Origin of the sequence: Rhodococcus erythropolis R138, assembly GCF_000696675.2 — a bacterium.
Taxonomy (GTDB): Bacteria; Actinomycetota; Actinomycetes; order Mycobacteriales; family Mycobacteriaceae; genus Rhodococcus_F; species Rhodococcus_F erythropolis.
In genome coordinates, this window is record NZ_CP007255.1 from 3,398,077 (window position 1) to 3,413,346 (window position 15,270).

At 62.6% G+C, this 15,270-nt stretch carries 21 protein-coding genes; 18 read left to right on the forward strand and 3 right to left on the reverse strand.

Features of this window, described 5'->3' with window-relative positions; genetic code table 11:
• The first annotated feature begins 23 nt into the window (after positions 1–23).
• The 11 genes from H351_RS15850 to hisF all read left to right on the forward strand — a co-directional run bounded on the left by H351_RS15850 (position 24) and on the right by hisF (position 8,390).
• Positions 24–569 carry a hypothetical protein gene (locus H351_RS15850; RefSeq protein ID WP_029255506.1) on the forward strand — a complete coding sequence of 182 codons (546 nt, stop codon included), beginning with the start codon at positions 24–26 and terminating at the stop codon, positions 567–569.
• A gap of 152 nt (positions 570–721) precedes the next feature.
• Complete coding sequence (hisD, locus tag H351_RS15855) at positions 722–2,044, forward strand: histidinol dehydrogenase (protein WP_020908000.1); 1,323 nt, start codon at positions 722–724, stop codon at positions 2,042–2,044.
• Positions 2,041–3,183, forward strand: coding sequence for a histidinol-phosphate transaminase (locus tag H351_RS15860; protein ID WP_019748776.1), 1,143 nt, complete (start codon positions 2,041–2,043; stop codon positions 3,181–3,183). The genes hisD and H351_RS15860 overlap by 4 nt, the downstream gene beginning before the upstream one ends.
• Positions 3,180–3,794 carry an imidazoleglycerol-phosphate dehydratase HisB gene (hisB, locus tag H351_RS15865; protein WP_003942383.1) on the forward strand — a complete coding sequence of 205 codons (615 nt, stop codon included), beginning with the start codon at positions 3,180–3,182 and terminating at the stop codon, positions 3,792–3,794. Before H351_RS15860 ends, hisB begins: the two co-directional genes overlap by 4 nt.
• Positions 3,791–3,940 (forward strand): hypothetical protein, encoded by a 150-nt coding sequence (locus H351_RS32295; RefSeq protein WP_007732248.1) that lies wholly within the window; start codon positions 3,791–3,793, stop codon positions 3,938–3,940. The genes hisB and H351_RS32295 overlap by 4 nt, the downstream gene beginning before the upstream one ends.
• 68 nt (positions 3,941–4,008) lie before the next feature.
• Positions 4,009–5,130 (forward strand): MFS transporter, encoded by a 1,122-nt coding sequence (locus tag H351_RS15870; RefSeq protein WP_037119544.1) that lies wholly within the window; start codon positions 4,009–4,011, stop codon positions 5,128–5,130.
• A 9-nt stretch (positions 5,131–5,139) separates the two neighbouring features.
• Positions 5,140–5,775: an imidazole glycerol phosphate synthase subunit HisH gene (hisH, locus tag H351_RS15875; protein WP_003942389.1), complete on the forward strand. Its 636-nt coding sequence runs from the start codon at positions 5,140–5,142 to the stop codon at positions 5,773–5,775.
• Complete coding sequence (locus tag H351_RS15880) at positions 5,772–6,023, forward strand: hypothetical protein (protein WP_019748773.1); 252 nt, start codon at positions 5,772–5,774, stop codon at positions 6,021–6,023. Before hisH ends, H351_RS15880 begins: the two co-directional genes overlap by 4 nt.
• 19 nt (positions 6,024–6,042) lie before the next feature.
• Positions 6,043–6,777, forward strand: coding sequence for a bifunctional 1-(5-phosphoribosyl)-5-((5-phosphoribosylamino)methylideneamino)imidazole-4-carboxamide isomerase/phosphoribosylanthranilate isomerase PriA (gene priA, locus H351_RS15885; protein WP_003942371.1), 735 nt, complete (start codon positions 6,043–6,045; stop codon positions 6,775–6,777).
• Between the two features lie 9 nt (positions 6,778–6,786).
• A complete protein-coding gene (locus tag H351_RS15890; RefSeq protein WP_021333657.1) occupies positions 6,787–7,620 on the forward strand; it encodes an inositol monophosphatase family protein in 834 nt (277 codons plus the stop codon).
• Positions 7,617–8,390: an imidazole glycerol phosphate synthase subunit HisF gene (gene hisF / locus H351_RS15895; RefSeq protein WP_003942380.1), complete on the forward strand. Its 774-nt coding sequence runs from the start codon at positions 7,617–7,619 to the stop codon at positions 8,388–8,390. Before H351_RS15890 ends, hisF begins: the two co-directional genes overlap by 4 nt.
• Here the strand turns inward: hisF and H351_RS15900 are convergent.
• Positions 8,387–9,004, reverse strand: a complete 618-nt coding sequence (locus H351_RS15900) for a TetR/AcrR family transcriptional regulator (protein WP_029255504.1) — start codon at positions 9,002–9,004, stop codon at positions 8,387–8,389. The genes hisF and H351_RS15900 overlap by 4 nt on opposite strands.
• A 118-nt stretch (positions 9,005–9,122) precedes the next feature.
• Here H351_RS15900 and H351_RS15905 point away from each other — a divergent pair, with 118 nt between their 5' ends.
• Positions 9,123–10,604 carry a flavin-containing monooxygenase gene (locus H351_RS15905; RefSeq protein WP_029255503.1) on the forward strand — a complete coding sequence of 494 codons (1,482 nt, stop codon included), beginning with the start codon at positions 9,123–9,125 and terminating at the stop codon, positions 10,602–10,604.
• 21 nt (positions 10,605–10,625) lie between these two features.
• On the opposite strand, the gene H351_RS15910 is transcribed toward H351_RS15905, so the two are convergent.
• Entirely contained in the window at positions 10,626–11,147 is a 522-nt protein-coding gene (locus H351_RS15910) for a universal stress protein (RefSeq protein ID WP_020969784.1), read from the reverse strand.
• Positions 11,148–11,248: 101 nt separating this feature from the next.
• On the opposite strand from H351_RS15910, the gene hisI reads away from it, so the two are divergent.
• From hisI to H351_RS15930, 4 genes are all read left to right on the forward strand, one after another.
• Positions 11,249–11,596, forward strand: coding sequence for a phosphoribosyl-AMP cyclohydrolase (gene hisI / locus H351_RS15915; protein WP_003942390.1), 348 nt, complete (start codon positions 11,249–11,251; stop codon positions 11,594–11,596).
• Positions 11,597–11,602: 6 nt separating this feature from the next.
• A complete protein-coding gene (locus tag H351_RS15920; RefSeq protein ID WP_029255502.1) occupies positions 11,603–11,896 on the forward strand; it encodes a DUF1905 domain-containing protein in 294 nt (97 codons plus the stop codon).
• A 26-nt stretch (positions 11,897–11,922) separates the two neighbouring features.
• Entirely contained in the window at positions 11,923–12,549 is a 627-nt protein-coding gene (locus H351_RS15925; protein WP_029255501.1) for an SRPBCC family protein, read from the forward strand.
• A gap of 73 nt (positions 12,550–12,622) precedes the next feature.
• Positions 12,623–13,009 (forward strand): DUF2784 domain-containing protein, encoded by a 387-nt coding sequence (locus H351_RS15930; RefSeq protein WP_020907994.1) that lies wholly within the window; start codon positions 12,623–12,625, stop codon positions 13,007–13,009.
• Between the two features lie 60 nt (positions 13,010–13,069).
• On the opposite strand, the gene H351_RS15935 is transcribed toward H351_RS15930, so the two are convergent.
• Complete coding sequence (locus tag H351_RS15935; protein WP_029255500.1) at positions 13,070–13,495, reverse strand: nitroreductase/quinone reductase family protein; 426 nt, start codon at positions 13,493–13,495, stop codon at positions 13,070–13,072.
• A gap of 109 nt (positions 13,496–13,604) precedes the next feature.
• On the opposite strand from H351_RS15935, the gene H351_RS15940 reads away from it, so the two are divergent.
• Together H351_RS15940 and H351_RS15945 are read left to right on the forward strand one after the other, a co-directional pair.
• A complete protein-coding gene (locus H351_RS15940; protein WP_029255499.1) occupies positions 13,605–14,027 on the forward strand; it encodes an ArsR/SmtB family transcription factor in 423 nt (140 codons plus the stop codon).
• Complete coding sequence (locus H351_RS15945; RefSeq protein ID WP_029255498.1) at positions 14,024–15,061, forward strand: cation diffusion facilitator family transporter; 1,038 nt, start codon at positions 14,024–14,026, stop codon at positions 15,059–15,061. The genes H351_RS15940 and H351_RS15945 overlap by 4 nt, the downstream gene beginning before the upstream one ends.
• Positions 15,062–15,270: the final 209 nt, after the last annotated feature.

Genomic DNA, 15,270 nt, shown 5'->3' on the forward strand with positions numbered 1-15,270 from the left:
GTTATAAAAGCGCGAGTAATGGGATGGTCGTGTTCCCGGTGCCGTTCCGCGGTGCGGGGGTTGTCGGCGATCGAGGCGGGGGTGCTGTGCACGAAGTTCACGAGTCCATTTCGTTGAGCCCACTTCTGCGGCGTTCGACGGCCGCATTGTGCGTCATCCTCGGAATTGTCCTGGTGATTGTCTGCGGGTTCGCGGCGATCGTGGAACACGACCCGGCGGGCTACGTCGGCGCCGTGTTGTCCGCGGTCCTGTCCTTCGGGTTGGCCGCGTACATGTGGAAGGTGCGCGTGATCATCACCACAGACGTCGAACGAGTGTCGATCGCGCTGTCTCCGGGGCTGCGTCAGGTATTTCGGTGGGACGAAGTTGTGTCTGCAACTGCAGTACATATCGGGATGGGCTCCGGAATCGGTTATCGAATGACCGGCCCAGGTATGCGGGTAATTCTCGCGTCACCCGGCGCCGGGGTCCGCTTTCGTCTGCACGACGGACGCGAAATCTCGGTGGCGACCGACCGAAGGGACGAGCTGATCGAACTCGCCCGGCGGCGGGCGCCGGACCTGCAGTGAGCGTCGCAGGTGGACCGGTGAAAAATGGGGTGCGCCTATCCTGGATAATTGACATCAGTTCTGTGTTTCAGGCGCGTTGTTCAGGCCTGTAATGCCGGACCGGTTTGCTGCCGCTTGCACAGGCACCCCGTTTGCGTACGAGAGGAACTCTCATGCTTGCCCGCACCGACCTGCGTGGTCGTACCCCATCCACGGCCGAACTTCGCGCCGCGCTTCCCCGAGGTGGAGTGGATGTGGACGCGGTGCTGCATCAGGTTCGCCCGATGGTCGAAGCTGTTCGTGATCGCGGGGCAGAAGCCGCCCTCGAGTTCGGCGAGAAGTTCGACGGCGTTCGTCCGGCTTCGGTTCGTGTACCCGCAGCCGAGCTCGAGCGCGCACTTCGTGAACTCGACCCCGCAGTCAAGGAAGCCCTCGAGGTTGCGATCGAGCGCACCCGCAAGGTGCACGCCGATCAGCGTCGCAAGGACACCGTCACCGAGGTCGTTCCGGGTGGCACGGTCACCGAGCGTTGGGTGCCGGTCGAGCGCGTCGGGCTGTACGTACCCGGCGGCAATGCCGTGTACCCGTCGAGCGTTGTCATGAACGTCGTGCCGGCTCAGACGGCCGGCGTCGGGTCGCTTGTTGTCGCCTCGCCGCCCCAAGCCGACTTCGGCGGATTGCCGCACCCGACCATTCTTGCCGCCGCAGCCATGCTCGGCGTCGACGAGGTGTGGGCCGTCGGCGGCGGGCAGGGCGTCGCCCTCCTTACCTACGGCGGAACCGACACCGATGGAACCGAGCTTGTCCCGGTCGACCTCATCACCGGTCCCGGCAACATCTACGTCACTGCGGCCAAGCGTCTGTGCCGCGGACTGGTCGGCATCGACGCAGAAGCCGGTCCCACCGAGATCGCGATCCTCGCCGACCACACCGCTGACCCGGTCCACGTTGCTGCCGACCTCATCAGTCAGGCCGAGCACGACGTGATGGCCGCCAGCGTTCTTGTCACGACCAGCGTCGAATTGGCCGACGCGGTCGACAAGGCTCTGGCTGCGCAGCTCGAGATCACCAAGCACCGCGAACGCGTCACCACGGCACTGACCGGCAGCCAGTCGGGCACGGTGCTGGTTTCTGATGTTTCCGCTGGTCTGCGCGTCGTCAACGCTTATGCGGCCGAGCACCTCGAGATTCAGACCGAGGACGCAACCGGTGTCGCAGCTCAGGTCACCAGCGCTGGTGCCGTGTTCGTCGGCCCATGGGCGCCGGTCAGCCTCGGCGACTACTGCGCAGGCTCCAACCACGTTCTGCCGACGGCCGGGTGTGCACGTCACTCCTCCGGTCTGAGCGTGCAGACCTTCTTGCGTGGGATCCACGTGATCGACTACTCCGAGTCGGCTCTGAAAGACGTTGCCGGACACGTCATCACGCTCGCCAACGCGGAGGACCTGCCCGCTCACGGCGAGGCTGTGCGTCTGCGATTCGAGGCTCTGCGATGAGTAGTGCTCCTGGAGAATCGATTACGGTCGACGCCCTTCCGATTCGCGAGAACCTGCGTGGAAAGTCGGCATACGGCGCACCGCAGTTGACGGTGCCGGTTCAGCTCAACACGAACGAGAACCCGCATCCGCCGACGCAGGCGCTCATCGACGATGTCGCCGAATCCGTGCGCGAAGCCGCGAAGGAACTGCACCGCTACCCCGACCGTGACGCTGTCGCGTTGCGGACGGATCTGGCGGCGTACCTGTCGAAGCAGACGGGTGTACCGGTCACCGTCGACAATCTGTGGGCGGCAAACGGATCGAATGAGATTCTGCAGCAGCTGTTGCAGGCCTTCGCAGGTCCGGGACGTAGCGCGATGGGTTTTGTGCCCTCGTACTCGATGCACCCGATCATCGCCGACGGTACCGATACCGAGTGGGTCGAGGTCTTCCGTCGGGACGACTTCGCACTCGACGTGGATGCTGCCGTCACAGTGATCGAGGAACGTCGACCGGACGTCGTGTTCGTGACCAGTCCCAACAACCCGACCGGACACAGCGTCGGTATTGCGGAACTACGACGCATCCTCGACGTGGCGCCGGGCATCGTGATCGTCGACGAGGCGTACGCGGAGTTCTCCGCTGCCCCCAGCGCGATGACGCTGATCGACGAGTTCCCGGCCAAGCTGGTTGTGACCCGCACCATGAGCAAGGCTTTCGCGTTTGCCGGTGGCCGACTCGGCTACCTCGCCGCCGCTCCCGCGTTCATCGACGCACTGTTGTTGGTGCGCTTGCCGTATCACCTCTCGGTGGTCACGCAAGCGGCGGCACGTGCCGCACTGCGTCACGCCGACGAGACCCTCGGCAGTGTCCACGCCTTGTCCGCCGAGCGTGATCGGGTGTCGAAGGCACTGGCGGACACCGGTTTCCGAGTGATTCCCAGTGACGCGAACTTCATCTTGTTCGGTCAGTTCACCGACAGCGCACAGGCGTGGAAGGAATACCTCGACCGCGGGGTTCTCATCCGCGACATCGGCATCCCCGGATATCTGCGGGCCACCGTGGGACTCGAAGCCGAGAACGACGCGTTCATCAAGGCCAGTGACGAAATCGCAGGCACCCAGCTGGTCGACACGAATTCAGGAGAGACGGCATGAGCGATCGCATCGCGCGGATCGAACGAACAACTCGGGAATCAAGCATCGTCGTCGAACTGAATCTGGACGGGACCGGCATCGTCGACGTCTCCACCGGCGTTCCGTTCTTCGACCACATGCTCAATGCCTTGGGTACGCACGCCAGCTTCGATCTGGACGTCAAGGCGAAGGGTGACGTCGAGATCGACGCCCACCACACCGTCGAGGACACCGCGATCGTTTTCGGCCAGGCGCTCGGCCAGGCTCTCGGCGACAAGAAGGGCATCCGTCGTTTCGGCGACGCTTTCATCCCGATGGACGAAACGTTGGCACACGCGTCGGTCGATGTCTCCGGTCGCCCGTACTGCGTGCACACCGGTGAGCCCGACTACATGGTGCATTCCGTCATCGGCGGGTACCCGGGTGTTCCGTATCACGCGGTGATCAACCGCCACGTGTTCGAGTCGATCGCATTGAATGCACGTATCGCACTGCACGTTCGGGTTCTGTACGGCCGCGATCAGCATCACATCACCGAAGCCGAGTACAAGGCCGTTGCGCGCGCTCTGCGTGAGGCGGTCGAGCCGGATCCGCGCGTGAGTGGCGTGCCGTCGACGAAGGGCACACTGTGAGCGTCCTCTTCACCTACTTGCTGTTCATCGGCGCGGGTATTGCCGTGGGCGGCGCCTACTCGATGTTCAAGGTCAACAAGCTTGCGTCGGGAATCCTTCTGGCGTTGGCGGTTCTGGCGGCGGTAGCGGGCGCACTGCGTCTGTGACGCGAAAAGTGACTGCGTCTGTGACGCGAGATCCTGCTCCATCGCCGGGGTTGCTTCGCACTCCGGGCATGATCGGTGTCCTGATCATGGCGGCGGCAGCTTTCGGTGGCTGGTCGTTGCTCTTGCCGGTGGTGCCGTTGCTGGTTGCGCATTCCGGCGGATCGGATGCGCTCGCCGGATCGGTGACCGGTGTCTTCATGGCGGCCACAGTCGTGACGCAACTGCTCGTGCCTCGGTTGTTGCGGACGCAGGGATACCGGCGCGTGCTGGCGGTCGGATGTCTGCTCCTCGGTCCACCGTCGTTGGTGCTGTTGATCTCGGCCGACGCCGGCCCCGTCCTGGCGGTTTCCGCGGTGCGAGGAATCGGTTTCGGCATGCTGACTGTTGCCGGCAGTGCGCTCGTGGCGGAGTTGGCGCCCAAACGAATTCTGGGCCGTGCCACCGGCGCTCAGGGAATCGCGATCGCAGCGTCACAAATGGCGGGGCTTCCGCTGGGGCTTGCGATCATGGAACGGTGGTCGGCAACACCGGTGTTCGTTCTCGGTGCGCTGATCCCGGCACTCGCGCTGGTGGCCATTGCCGGGTTGCCGAAGATCTTCGCCCAGCCCACCGGCGAATCCGCCCGGTTGAGTGTGTTCGTCGTCTTGGTCCCGGTGCTCGCTCTGGCGTGTGTGTCCGCGTCGTTCGGCGGGCTGTCGTCTCTACTGCCGATCGCAATCTCGGAGCGCGCGGCCGTTGCAGGTGTGGTGTTGGCGACCGCCAGTGGATCGATGTTGATCGGCCGGTACTCGGCGGGCCTGATCGCCGATCGTCTCGGCAGTGGTCGGACACTCGCGCCGGCATTGGCGTCGTCGACCATCGGATTGGTGCTGTTCGCGATCAACGTCGACGGCGGGTCGACGCCGGTCTTGTTCTGCGCGGCGGTCCTTTTCGGGCTCGGGTTCGGGGCGGTGCAGAACGAATCCTTGGTCATGGCGTTTCAGGCTGCCGGCCCGAGGCAACTCGGATCCGCCAGCGCGATCTGGAACATCGGCTACGACGCCGGCACCGGAATCGGTGCACTGGCGTTGGGATTCGTGGCCACGACTGCCGGCTATGCGTGGGTCTTCGCGGTCTCCGCGGTCGTTGTCGCTCTACTCCCGGCACTGGCCGCAGGCGGCAAAGTGATCGGCAACAGGGTTGCCCGATAGAGTTGGGGCATGAGCGCTTCCACGATTGCTGTACTCGATTACGGCTCCGGCAACCTGCATTCCGCTACTCGCGCACTGGCGCGCACCGGGGCGCAGGTGGAGGTGACCAACGATATGAAGGTTGCATTAGCGGCGGACGGTCTGGTGGTGCCCGGCGTCGGTGCGTTCGCGGCCTGCATGGAAGGTCTGCGCGCAGTCCAGGGTGACCGAATCATCGGTAGACGCTTGGCCGGTGGCCGACCGGTGTTGGGTATCTGCGTCGGCATGCAGATTCTGTTCGACCGCGGAGTCGAATTCGGTGTCGAGGCGGAGGGCTGCGGCGAATGGCCTGGCACCGTCGAGAGGCTGCAAGCAGAGGTTTTGCCGCACATGGGCTGGAACACCGTGGAGGCTCCGGAGTCGAGCACGCTGTTCAAGGGTATCGACGCCGACACCCGCTTCTACTTCGTTCACTCGTACGGTGTGCAGAGTTGGGAACTCGCGCCGTCCGAGCACATCGCACCTCCGAAGCTGACGTGGGCAGATCACGGCGGAAAGTTCCTCGCTGCCGTCGAGAACGGTGCGTTGTCGGCAACGCAGTTCCACCCGGAGAAATCCGGCGACGCAGGCGCCGAGTTGCTGAGCAACTGGGTGCAGAGTTTGTGACCGGGAGTTCCGGCCCGAACCGCGGCGACGACTTTTCCCTCGCTCGTCTGGCGTTGTTCTCGCTCGGCGCCGCTGTGGCTGCGTTGGCGGTCGCCACCGTCGTCATCGTCGTGCTCAAACCCTCGCCGGGTGTCGGTCTCGCGATCGGTCTCGTGGGGGTCGTTGCTGCGATCGCGGCAATGGGCGTCGTATCCAAGCGGATGACCCGAAAAGCGTTCGGTGACCCGGAAGACGGTTCGAGGTCCTGACCTACTAGGGTTACCGCACGTGAGCCTGGTCCTTTTGCCTGCTGTAGATGTTGTCAACGGTGAAGCTGTTCGCCTCGTGCAAGGAGAGGCGGGAAGTGAGACCGGTTACGGGTCGCCCCGCGACGCTGCTCTTGCGTGGCAGAACGACGGTGCCGAATGGGTGCATCTTGTCGACCTCGACGCCGCTTTCGGGCGTGGGTCCAACAGCGAACTGCTGGCAGGCGTCATCGGCGACCTGACGGTCAAGGTGGAACTCTCCGGAGGAATCCGCGACGACGCTTCCCTGGAAGCTGCACTGGCCACAGGCTGTGCCCGCGTCAATCTCGGAACCGCCGCTATCGAAGATCCCGAGTGGTGTGCCCGTGCATTGGCCAAGTACGGCGACAAGATCGCCGTCGGACTCGACGTTCGTCTGGTCGACGGCCAGTACCGCACCCGTGGGCGCGGCTGGGTCACCGACGGCGGCGATCTGTGGGAGACCCTGGCCCGTCTCGATCGCGACGGCTGCACCCGTTACGTCGTCACCGACGTCTCCAAAGACGGCACACTCACCGGTCCCAACCTCGAACTTCTCAGTCAGGTCTGCGCTGTCACCGACGCTCACGTCGTCGCCTCCGGTGGTGTGTCGACCATCGAGGATCTGCTCGCCATTTCCAGCCTGGTTGATCAGGGTGTCGAGGGCGCGATCGTGGGCAAGGCGCTGTATGCCGGTCGCTTCACTCTCCCCGAAGCGCTGGCAGCAGTTTCCGGATAGATTTTCCAGATGACTCCGACGCGTGACCTCGACGAACTTCTCGCGATTGCGGGTCGGCTTCTCGATGGCGTCCACGATCAGTTCGTCGCCGGTGTCGGCGCCCCGAGTGCGGTCCGCAAGGGCTGGGGTGATTTTGCCACCGAGGTCGATCTTGCGCTCGAGAAGCGGTTGACCGCGGAGTTGTTCGAGCAGACCGGCATCGAGGTGCACGGCGAGGAATTCGGCGGCCCAGACGTCGGTTCGGGGCTCGTCTGGGTTCTCGACCCCGTCGACGGTACTTTCAACTACTCGGCCGGATTGCCCACTGCCGGAACACTGTTGGCGCTTCTCGACGATGGTGTCCCGGTACTCGGATTGACCTGGCTTCCGTTGATCGGTCACACGTACGCCACTCGTGCCGGCGGTCCGTTGTTGGTCAACGGAATCGCCGTACCGCCGCTGGAGCCAACCGATCTGGCGTCGTCGATCGTCGGATTGGGTGCCCTCAACGTCAACAGTCGCGGCCGGATCCCCGGCAGTTTCCGTCTCGACCTCCTCGCCGAGATCAGCAAGGTGTCCTCGCGGATCCGGATACACGGCTCCACCGGAGTCGATCTCGCTTTCACGGCGGCCGGCATCCTGGGCGGAGCGATCGTCTACGGCCGCAACGCGTGGGACAACGCGGCCGGGGTCGCTCTCGTTCGCGGTGCGGGCGGGGTGGTCACCGATCTGGCCGGCAACCCGTGGACCGTAGAATCGGAGTCGGTGCTCGCTGCCGCCCCGGGCATCCACGGTGAGATTCTCGATATCCTCAACGCGCTCGGTGATCCGCGCGCTTCGTCCTCAGGAGGACCACAGTCATGACCCTCGCAGTTCGTGTGATTCCGTGCCTCGACGTCGACGCCGGACGAGTGGTCAAGGGTGTCAACTTCGAGAATCTTCGCGACGCCGGAGATCCCGTGGAACTCGCGGCAGCGTACGACGCTCAGGGCGCCGACGAACTGACCTTCCTGGACGTCACCGCCTCCACGTCGGATCGTGGCACGATGCTCGACGTCGTAAGTCGTACTGCCGAGCAGGTTTTCATTCCTCTGACCGTCGGCGGTGGAGTGCGCACGGTCGCGGATGTCGATCGTCTGCTGCGTGCCGGTGCCGACAAGGTCAGCGTCAACACCGCGGCGATTGCGCGCCCGGAACTGCTCAAGGAACTGAGTGAGCGCTTCGGCTCGCAGTGCATCGTCCTCTCGGTCGACGCCCGCACCGTTCCGCAGGGGCAGCCGGACACACCGTCGGGGTGGGAGGTCACCACGCACGGGGGCAAGCGCGGCACGGGCATCGACGCTGTCGAGTGGGCCGAGCGTGGTGCCGAGTTGGGAGTGGGGGAGATCCTGCTCAACTCGATGGACGCCGACGGCACCAAAGCGGGCTTCGACCTTCTGATGATCCGCGCTGTCCGGGCAGCAGTCCACGTACCGGTGATCGCCAGTGGCGGTGCCGGCCTGGTCGAGCACTTTGCCCCGGCAGTCGAAGCGGGCGCAGACGCAGTTCTCGCAGCGAGTGTCTTCCACTTCGGCGATCTGAGCATCCCGGAGGTCAAGGATGCGATGCGTGCCGAGGGAATCGTCGTTCGCTAGGCGTTCTCGGCGCGGATTCCGTCGAACATGAGGCGGCTGATGGCTTGGTTCAGCGTGGTGCAGTCGACGGACGAATCGGCTCGCAATCCTTGAATCGCACTTGCCAGCATCATGCCGTTGACGGCCTGCGCAGTGTTGTCGACGTCGAGGTCGGCGCGTAGATAGCCGCATTCGACTCCGTGATGCAGGTACGCCGCGGTCAACGATGCCGACTGGTCGAGTAGATCGAGCATCCGGCCAGTGAGATCGGCGTCGACGCCTGTCGTCTCGAAGAGCAGAACCCGCGGAATGCGCGGGTCGTCGAAGAAGATGCGGGGGAGCGCTTCGGCGATGCGACCGACCTGGGCGCGGTACTCGTCCAACGTATTTGCTGCGTCAGGGGCATTTTCGACGGCGAGTGCGCTGATGATCTTTGCGATCAGATCGTCGATGACGTGGTCGATGATGTCGCGCTTGTTCTCGAAGTATCGGTAGAACGTGCCATGACCGATTCCGAGAGTTGTTGCGATATCGGCAATTCCGGTCGCGTGGTAGCCGCGTTCCGCGAAGCACTCGAATGATGCGTCGATGATCTCGCGGCGCAATTCCGCTTTTTTTCGTTCCGCTCGGGTCATGGCCTTCGTCACGTCTGGAATGATACCGTTCTCAATAACGGAATGACGTGTCAGTTTCTGATGTGCAGTTCACGGGTGCGTGGTTCATGGGTGTGCAGTTCATGAGAGGGATTCTCCGATGGCAGTGCAGTACGACGCAGTAGTGGTGGGGGCGGGCTTCGGCGGAATGGGTGCGGCCATTCAACTCAAGCGGATGGGCCTGGACAACCTGGCGATCCTCGAGCGTGAGGACGATCTGGGTGGAACCTGGCACGTCAACCGCTATCCCGGTTTGGCTGTCGACATCGCGTCGGTCACCTACTCGTATTCGTTCGAGCCCAATCCGAACTGGTCCAGGCTCTTCGCACCGGGTGCCGAACTCAAGAAGTACGCCGATCATGTCGCGGACAAGTACGACCTGCGGAAGCACATGACGTTCGGTGCCGTGGTCAACGGAGCCCGCTGGAACGAAGATTCCTCGCACTGGGTGGTCTCCGTGGAGGGGGCACCGGACATCACTGCCAAGTACCTCCTGACTGCGACGGGTTTCCTCTCGCAGCCCCATCGACCGGACATCTCCGGTATCGATGAATTTGCGGGCAAGATCATCCACACCACCGCCTGGGACGATTCCTACGACTTGTCGGGCACCAAGACTGCAATCATCGGAACCGGCGCCACCGCCGTGCAGTTGATCCCCGAGGTGGCGCGGGAGGCCGCAGAGTTGACCGTCTACCAACGCACCCCGATCTGGGTCGTTCCCAAGATCGACGTCCCCATTCCGAGCGCAGTGCAGAAGCTGTTCTCGCGCATTCCGCTCACCCAGCGAATCGCCCGCGCTGCCAGTTCGTCGATACTCGAAATGATCATGGTCAGTGCGGTCCTGCATTACAAGCAGGTCAAACTGTTGAACAAGGGCGCTGCAGCCGCATCACGAGCGTTTCTGCGGTCGCAGGTCCGTGACGCGCATCTCCGCGAGCAACTCACACCGGACTACGACTTCGGGTGCAAGCGACCCACATTCTCGAACAGCTATTTCCGTACCTTCACCAAAGACAACGTGCACCTCGAAACCACGTCGATCGACCACATTGCTGCCGACGGAATCGTCACGGCCGACGGCCGCAAGACCGAGATCGACACGCTGGTGCTGGCAACGGGATTCAACCTCTGGGATGTGAACTTTCCGGCCATCGAGGTTGTCGGCCGTGAGGGCCGAAACCTCGGTAAGTGGTGGCGCGACAACCGTTTCCAGGCCTATGAGGGGGTCGCGGTTCCCTACTTCCCCAATTTCCTCACGCTCGCCAGTCCGTACTCGTACAGCGGGTTGTCCTACTTCACGACTATCGAATCCCAGATGCAGCACATGGATCGACTGTTCGGCGAGGTGAAGCGGCGTGGCGCGGAGACGTTCGAGGTCACCGAAACCGCCAACGCCGAGTTCCTGGACCGGATGACGGAGAACCTCGCGGACTCCGTCTTTTACGGCGGCAGTTGCCAGACTGCGCGGAGCTACTACTTCAATCAGCACGGGGAGGCTGCGATCCTGCGGCCCACGTCTACACGCAATGCGTTTGTCGAAGCGAAACGCTTTCCGCTCGAGGATTATTCGATCAGCTAGGCGGGCATGCCCCGTGTTCGGCTATCTCGCCGATCTGACTCCGCTCGGAACCGATATCACGGGATAGCGGTTCTGCCGGTTCAGTCGGGAAGAGACCGAGCTGTGTATCAGTTGGCTCACCGCGGAGGCAGCGCCTTTTCGCGGTGAGCCGATCACGATGGTGAAGGCGTCGTACTTGTCCGCGGTCGCGAGGATGACACCGGCCGGGTCGCCGTAGGTACAGTCGTATGTCCAGGTGTCCGTGTGCGAGGCAAGTGTCGAGGTTGTCTGTTCGCGTTGCGACACCATCTCGTCGTGCAGACGCGTTTCGAACTGTGGTGAGTCGGTTTCGACAGGCAAGTCCTCGGACGTGATGCAGTGAACGACGTGGAGTGCTGAATCCTCCTTGGCGGCAAGCGTCAATCCGTAGCTGACGACATTCTTGCTGCTCAGGCCTGCGCCGATCCCGACAACGATGTGGCGGGTCGGGACGCGATCGGTGCTCGCGTTCACGAGGTGGCAGGTGTACTCCGGGTGTGGGCCGTCATGACGTTGATGGTTCATGTCGGATCCTCTTCCAGAGCGAGAAGCGAAGAAACCTCCATTCTACGGCGACCAAGCAGGGGAATTCCACGGAAGTCACAGGTGGAAGGTATAAACGTCATATGAGTCTTGATCCCGCAATCGCGGCGAAGCTGAAGCGAAACGACGCCGGACTGTTCAGCGCGGTTGCGCAGGAGAAGTCGACCGGTGATGTGCTGATGGTCGCGTGGATGGACGACGAAGCGCTCGCACGAACACTGGAAACCCGTAAGGGGACGTACTATTCGCGCTCGCGCCAGCAATACTGGGTCAAGGGTGAGACGTCGGGGCACACCCAGTACGTCCACGAAGTGCGACTCGACTGTGACGGCGATTCGGTCTTGCTGATCGTCGATCAGGAGGGAGCCGCGTGCCACACCGGCACTCACACGTGTTTCGACACCGACGTCCTACTCGCTGCGGAACAGTGACGCGACATGGCCGCTGACAAGACTCCACAACCGCTCGATTACTCGTTCACCTCACCCATCGAGAAAGACGGGGCGTTTGCGACATTTCTGACGGTGCCTGGTTCGGCGGAACTTCTGGGAACGAGGCGCGCTGTGAAGGTAGTCGGGACTCTCGATGGTGAACATCCCTTCGAGGCGACGCTGATGCCGTCCGGTGACGGTCCACACTGGCTTCCGCTGCGCGTGGCGCTCTGCAAGGCGATCGGCAAGAGTGCCGCTGGAGAAGAAGTATCGGTACATCTACAGCAGCGCCTGAGCTGAAAGTTTCGCTCGAACCGAGGAGTCTCATGGTCGACAAAGCAGTTGATTCGTTGCAGTTGGTGGCGCGAGAACTGGGCCCGTTCGGCGGAGACGAGGGGAAAACGCGCATGCTGCGCATGTCGCGGACTCTCGCGGCACCAATAGGCACGGTCTGGGCGGCGATCACCGAGTTCGACCGCATTCGCCAATGGTTCATGCCGGTCGCGGGAGAAGCCATGATCGGCGGCCACTATCAGCTCGAGGGCAACGCCGGCGGCGAGATTTTGGCGTGCGAAGCTCCTCGAACTCTTCGCATCACCTGGGAATATGGCGGCGATGTGAGCTATGTGACTGTAAATCTCGCCGAAAAGGGCAGTGGTGCAACGCTGTTCGATTTCGAACATGCCGCGGACGTGGAGCCGGATCGGTGGGCCGAGTACGGTCCAGGTGCCGTCGGTGTCGGGTGGGACATGGGACTGCTCGGGCTGGCTCGACACGTGGAACTGGGGATCGCGACGCCACTCGAGACACCTGAGTGGTCGGCGAGCGACGAGGCCAGGGCATTCATCGCGGGAAGCAGTGAACTGTGGGCCGAAGCTGCGATCGCATCGGGCGACGACCCGGATGCGGCCGCAGCCGCCGCTGCTCGCACGACCGCTGCATACACCGGGTAGATCACCTCTGCGAGGACTAACATCGGATTAGTCTGGTTGTTGCGGGACTTCCGCGCCACGAGCGGAGGCGACGATGGTGTATCGGCTCATCGAAGTAGTGACGGTGTTCGTCCACTTCGCGTTTGTCCTCTATGTGGTGCTGGGTGGGTTCGTGGCGTGGAAGTGGCGTCGTACCATCGGTTTTCACCTTCTTGCAGTCGTCTGGGGAGCCGGTTCGATAGCGGTCGGATATGACTGCCCGCTGACCAATCTCGAGAACTGGGCCCGCCGAATGGCCGGTATCGCGGAGTTGCCGTCCACCGGATTCATCTCGCACTACATCACCGGCGTGTTCTATCCGGCGAGTATCGAAGGCCTGGTACAGGCGCTCGCGGCGACAGTGGTTGTCGGATCCTGGGTCGGATACGTGCTGCTCGGACGGCATTCGAAGGCTGAGGTCAAAGCGTCTTCAGTGTCGTGATTCCGTACAAACGATCCCTGCCGTTTCCGAATGGAAACGACAGGGAGGCGCTACCTGGATTTACGCGCGAGTCAGTGCCACCACCGGGATTGTGCGGATCCCAGCTGTCTTCTCCGCATATTCGGCAAATCCCGGGTATCGACTGGCCTGCTCGTCGTAGATGCGGTCACGCTTCTCGCCGGTTACTTCGCTGACGGAGACCGGGTATGTTTCGGTGCCGATCTCGACCTCTGCCTGGTCGGTGGCAACGAGGTTGTAGTACCAGTCGGGATTGGTCGGGGCACCGGCCTTGGATGCAAAAACGTAGATGGTCTTCGGATCCTGCTCGTCTGCCAGATACATCATGGGACTCACGAAATCGCGTCCGGATTTGCGTCCTGTGTGGTGGACCAACACCATGGGCGCACCTTCGAAGGGGCCACCTACCTTGCCCTCGTTCTCCCGAAACTCCGCAATGATTCCTGCGTTCCAATCGTCGGTACTCATCGTTGTCTCCCGGTCTGCGAGTGGCGAAGGGCTCTGCCGCCAAGCTTTGCACAACTGGTGAATCGACGAGAGGTCATCTTCGGCGTCCAGCATGATCTACTATCTACGTATGAACGCAGATAGTGGTGTTTGTCGCCGCAAGCTTCCCGAGGATCAAGTCGACCTCGTAGTCGAGGTGTTCCGCATGCTGGCCGACGCAACCCGTGTGCAGGTTTTGTGGGCATTGGTAGACCGCGAGTGCTCGGTGAACGAACTGGCGGAACGCGTCGGCAAGCCGGCGCCCTCGGTGTCGCAGCACCTGGCGAAATTGCGCATGGCAAGGTTGGTACGAACGCGCCGCGATGGTACGACGGTGTTCTATCGTCTGGAGAACGACCATGTGCGCCAACTGGTTACGGATGCGGTCTTCAATGCCGAGCATGCCGGACCAGGATTGCCGGGGCATCACCGTAGTGAAGGTGAGCTTCGGGAGATACACCCGGAGCGCTCGGCGAAGGTCGATCGTAGCGATCAAGAAGAAGGTGCGTCATGACGCACGAACCAAAGACGTCCCACGGTCACGGCCACGGCCACGGACACGGCCACGGGCCGAAGGGATTTCGATCGGCAGTCCGCGAAGTGTTCTCCCCGCACAGTCACGACGCTGCCGACAGTGTTGACGACGCATTGGAATCGAGCGCAATCGGCATCCGGGCGGTCAAGATCAGTCTTGTCGCGCTCGGAGTCACCGCAGTTGCTCAGGTTGCGATCGTGGCGATCTCGGGTTCGGTGGCGCTGCTGGCGGACACCATTCACAACTTCTCCGACGCGCTCACGGCAGTCCCACTCTGGATTGCCTTTGCGCTCGGTCGGCGCGCTGCAACCAGGCGCTATACCTATGGTTTCGGGCGTGCGGAGGATTTGGCCGGACTGTTCGTGCTCGCCATGATCGCACTGTCGGCAGTGATCGCCGGTGTCGAGGCGGTGAGGCGATTGATCAACCCGGTCGAGATCGAGCACCTCGGTTGGGTAGCGGCGGCAGGTTTGATCGGTTTCATCGGAAACGAATTGGTGGCGTTGTATCGGATCAGGGTCGGCAGGCAAATCGGTTCAGCGGCCCTGGTGGCCGATGGATTGCATGCTCGGACAGACGGATTCACCTCGCTCGCAGTCCTTCTGGGGGCCGGGGGAGTTGCGCTGGGTTTCCCGTTGGCAGATCCGATCATCGGCCTTGTCATCACCGTGGCCATCGTGGCGGTGCTGAGGACTGCAGCGCGAGACGTCTTCCGGCGGTTGATGGACGGCGTCGAACCGGAGTTGGTGGACGGCGCCGAGCATGCATTGATGCACGAACCCGGAGTCCTCGGTGTTCGTGATCTGAAGATGCGGTGGATCGGACACCGACTGCATGCCGATGCAGAACTCGACATCGATCCCCGGGCAACGCTTGCCGAAGCTCACGCGATTGCACACAGCGCCGAGCATTCGCTCACTCACGCGGTACCCAAACTCGCTACCGCCTTGGTGCATGCGTACCCGGCGCATGACGCACCGAATATTGAGACCGCACTCGAATCCCAGGTCTGATCTGCAGAAACAGACCTGGCGGAATCCTTTATGTGATCGCATGGGAACTTGTTTTGCCATTTGACGAGATGGGAAGGTTATGCAACCCTATCTTTGATCAATCGGCGGACTGTGTCGAGTGGTAGTCGGCACGGTCGTCTCGCGCCGCAGGTCCACGGCAATCGATGCAGGCCGTCGGTACTTTTTTCGGCAGATGAGAGAACGACGCT

Excerpts from the sequence above, each read along its gene's own strand:
- H351_RS15850 (WP_029255506.1), top strand. The coding sequence starts at position 24 with ATGGTCGTGTTCCCGGTGCCGTTCCGCGGTGCGGGGGTTGTCGGCGAT.
- hisD (WP_020908000.1), top strand. The coding sequence starts at position 722 with ATGCTTGCCCGCACCGACCTGCGTGGTCGTACCCCATCCACGGCCGAA.
- H351_RS15860 (WP_019748776.1), top strand. The coding sequence starts at position 2,041 with ATGAGTAGTGCTCCTGGAGAATCGATTACGGTCGACGCCCTTCCGATT.
- hisB (WP_003942383.1), top strand. The coding sequence starts at position 3,180 with ATGAGCGATCGCATCGCGCGGATCGAACGAACAACTCGGGAATCAAGC.
- H351_RS15870 (WP_037119544.1), top strand. The coding sequence starts at position 4,009 with ATGATCGGTGTCCTGATCATGGCGGCGGCAGCTTTCGGTGGCTGGTCG.
- hisH (WP_003942389.1), top strand. The coding sequence starts at position 5,140 with ATGAGCGCTTCCACGATTGCTGTACTCGATTACGGCTCCGGCAACCTG.
- H351_RS15890 (WP_021333657.1), top strand. The coding sequence starts at position 6,787 with ATGACTCCGACGCGTGACCTCGACGAACTTCTCGCGATTGCGGGTCGG.
- hisF (WP_003942380.1), top strand. The coding sequence starts at position 7,617 with ATGACCCTCGCAGTTCGTGTGATTCCGTGCCTCGACGTCGACGCCGGA.
- H351_RS15900 (WP_029255504.1), bottom strand. The coding sequence starts at position 9,004 with ATGACCCGAGCGGAACGAAAAAAAGCGGAATTGCGCCGCGAGATCATC.
- H351_RS15905 (WP_029255503.1), top strand. The coding sequence starts at position 9,123 with ATGGCAGTGCAGTACGACGCAGTAGTGGTGGGGGCGGGCTTCGGCGGA.
- H351_RS15910 (WP_020969784.1), bottom strand. The coding sequence starts at position 11,147 with ATGAACCATCAACGTCATGACGGCCCACACCCGGAGTACACCTGCCAC.
- hisI (WP_003942390.1), top strand. The coding sequence starts at position 11,249 with ATGAGTCTTGATCCCGCAATCGCGGCGAAGCTGAAGCGAAACGACGCC.
- H351_RS15920 (WP_029255502.1), top strand. The coding sequence starts at position 11,603 with ATGGCCGCTGACAAGACTCCACAACCGCTCGATTACTCGTTCACCTCA.
- H351_RS15925 (WP_029255501.1), top strand. The coding sequence starts at position 11,923 with ATGGTCGACAAAGCAGTTGATTCGTTGCAGTTGGTGGCGCGAGAACTG.
- H351_RS15930 (WP_020907994.1), top strand. The coding sequence starts at position 12,623 with ATGGTGTATCGGCTCATCGAAGTAGTGACGGTGTTCGTCCACTTCGCG.
- H351_RS15935 (WP_029255500.1), bottom strand. The coding sequence starts at position 13,495 with ATGAGTACCGACGATTGGAACGCAGGAATCATTGCGGAGTTTCGGGAG.
- H351_RS15940 (WP_029255499.1), top strand. The coding sequence starts at position 13,605 with ATGAACGCAGATAGTGGTGTTTGTCGCCGCAAGCTTCCCGAGGATCAA.
- H351_RS15945 (WP_029255498.1), top strand. The coding sequence starts at position 14,024 with ATGACGCACGAACCAAAGACGTCCCACGGTCACGGCCACGGCCACGGA.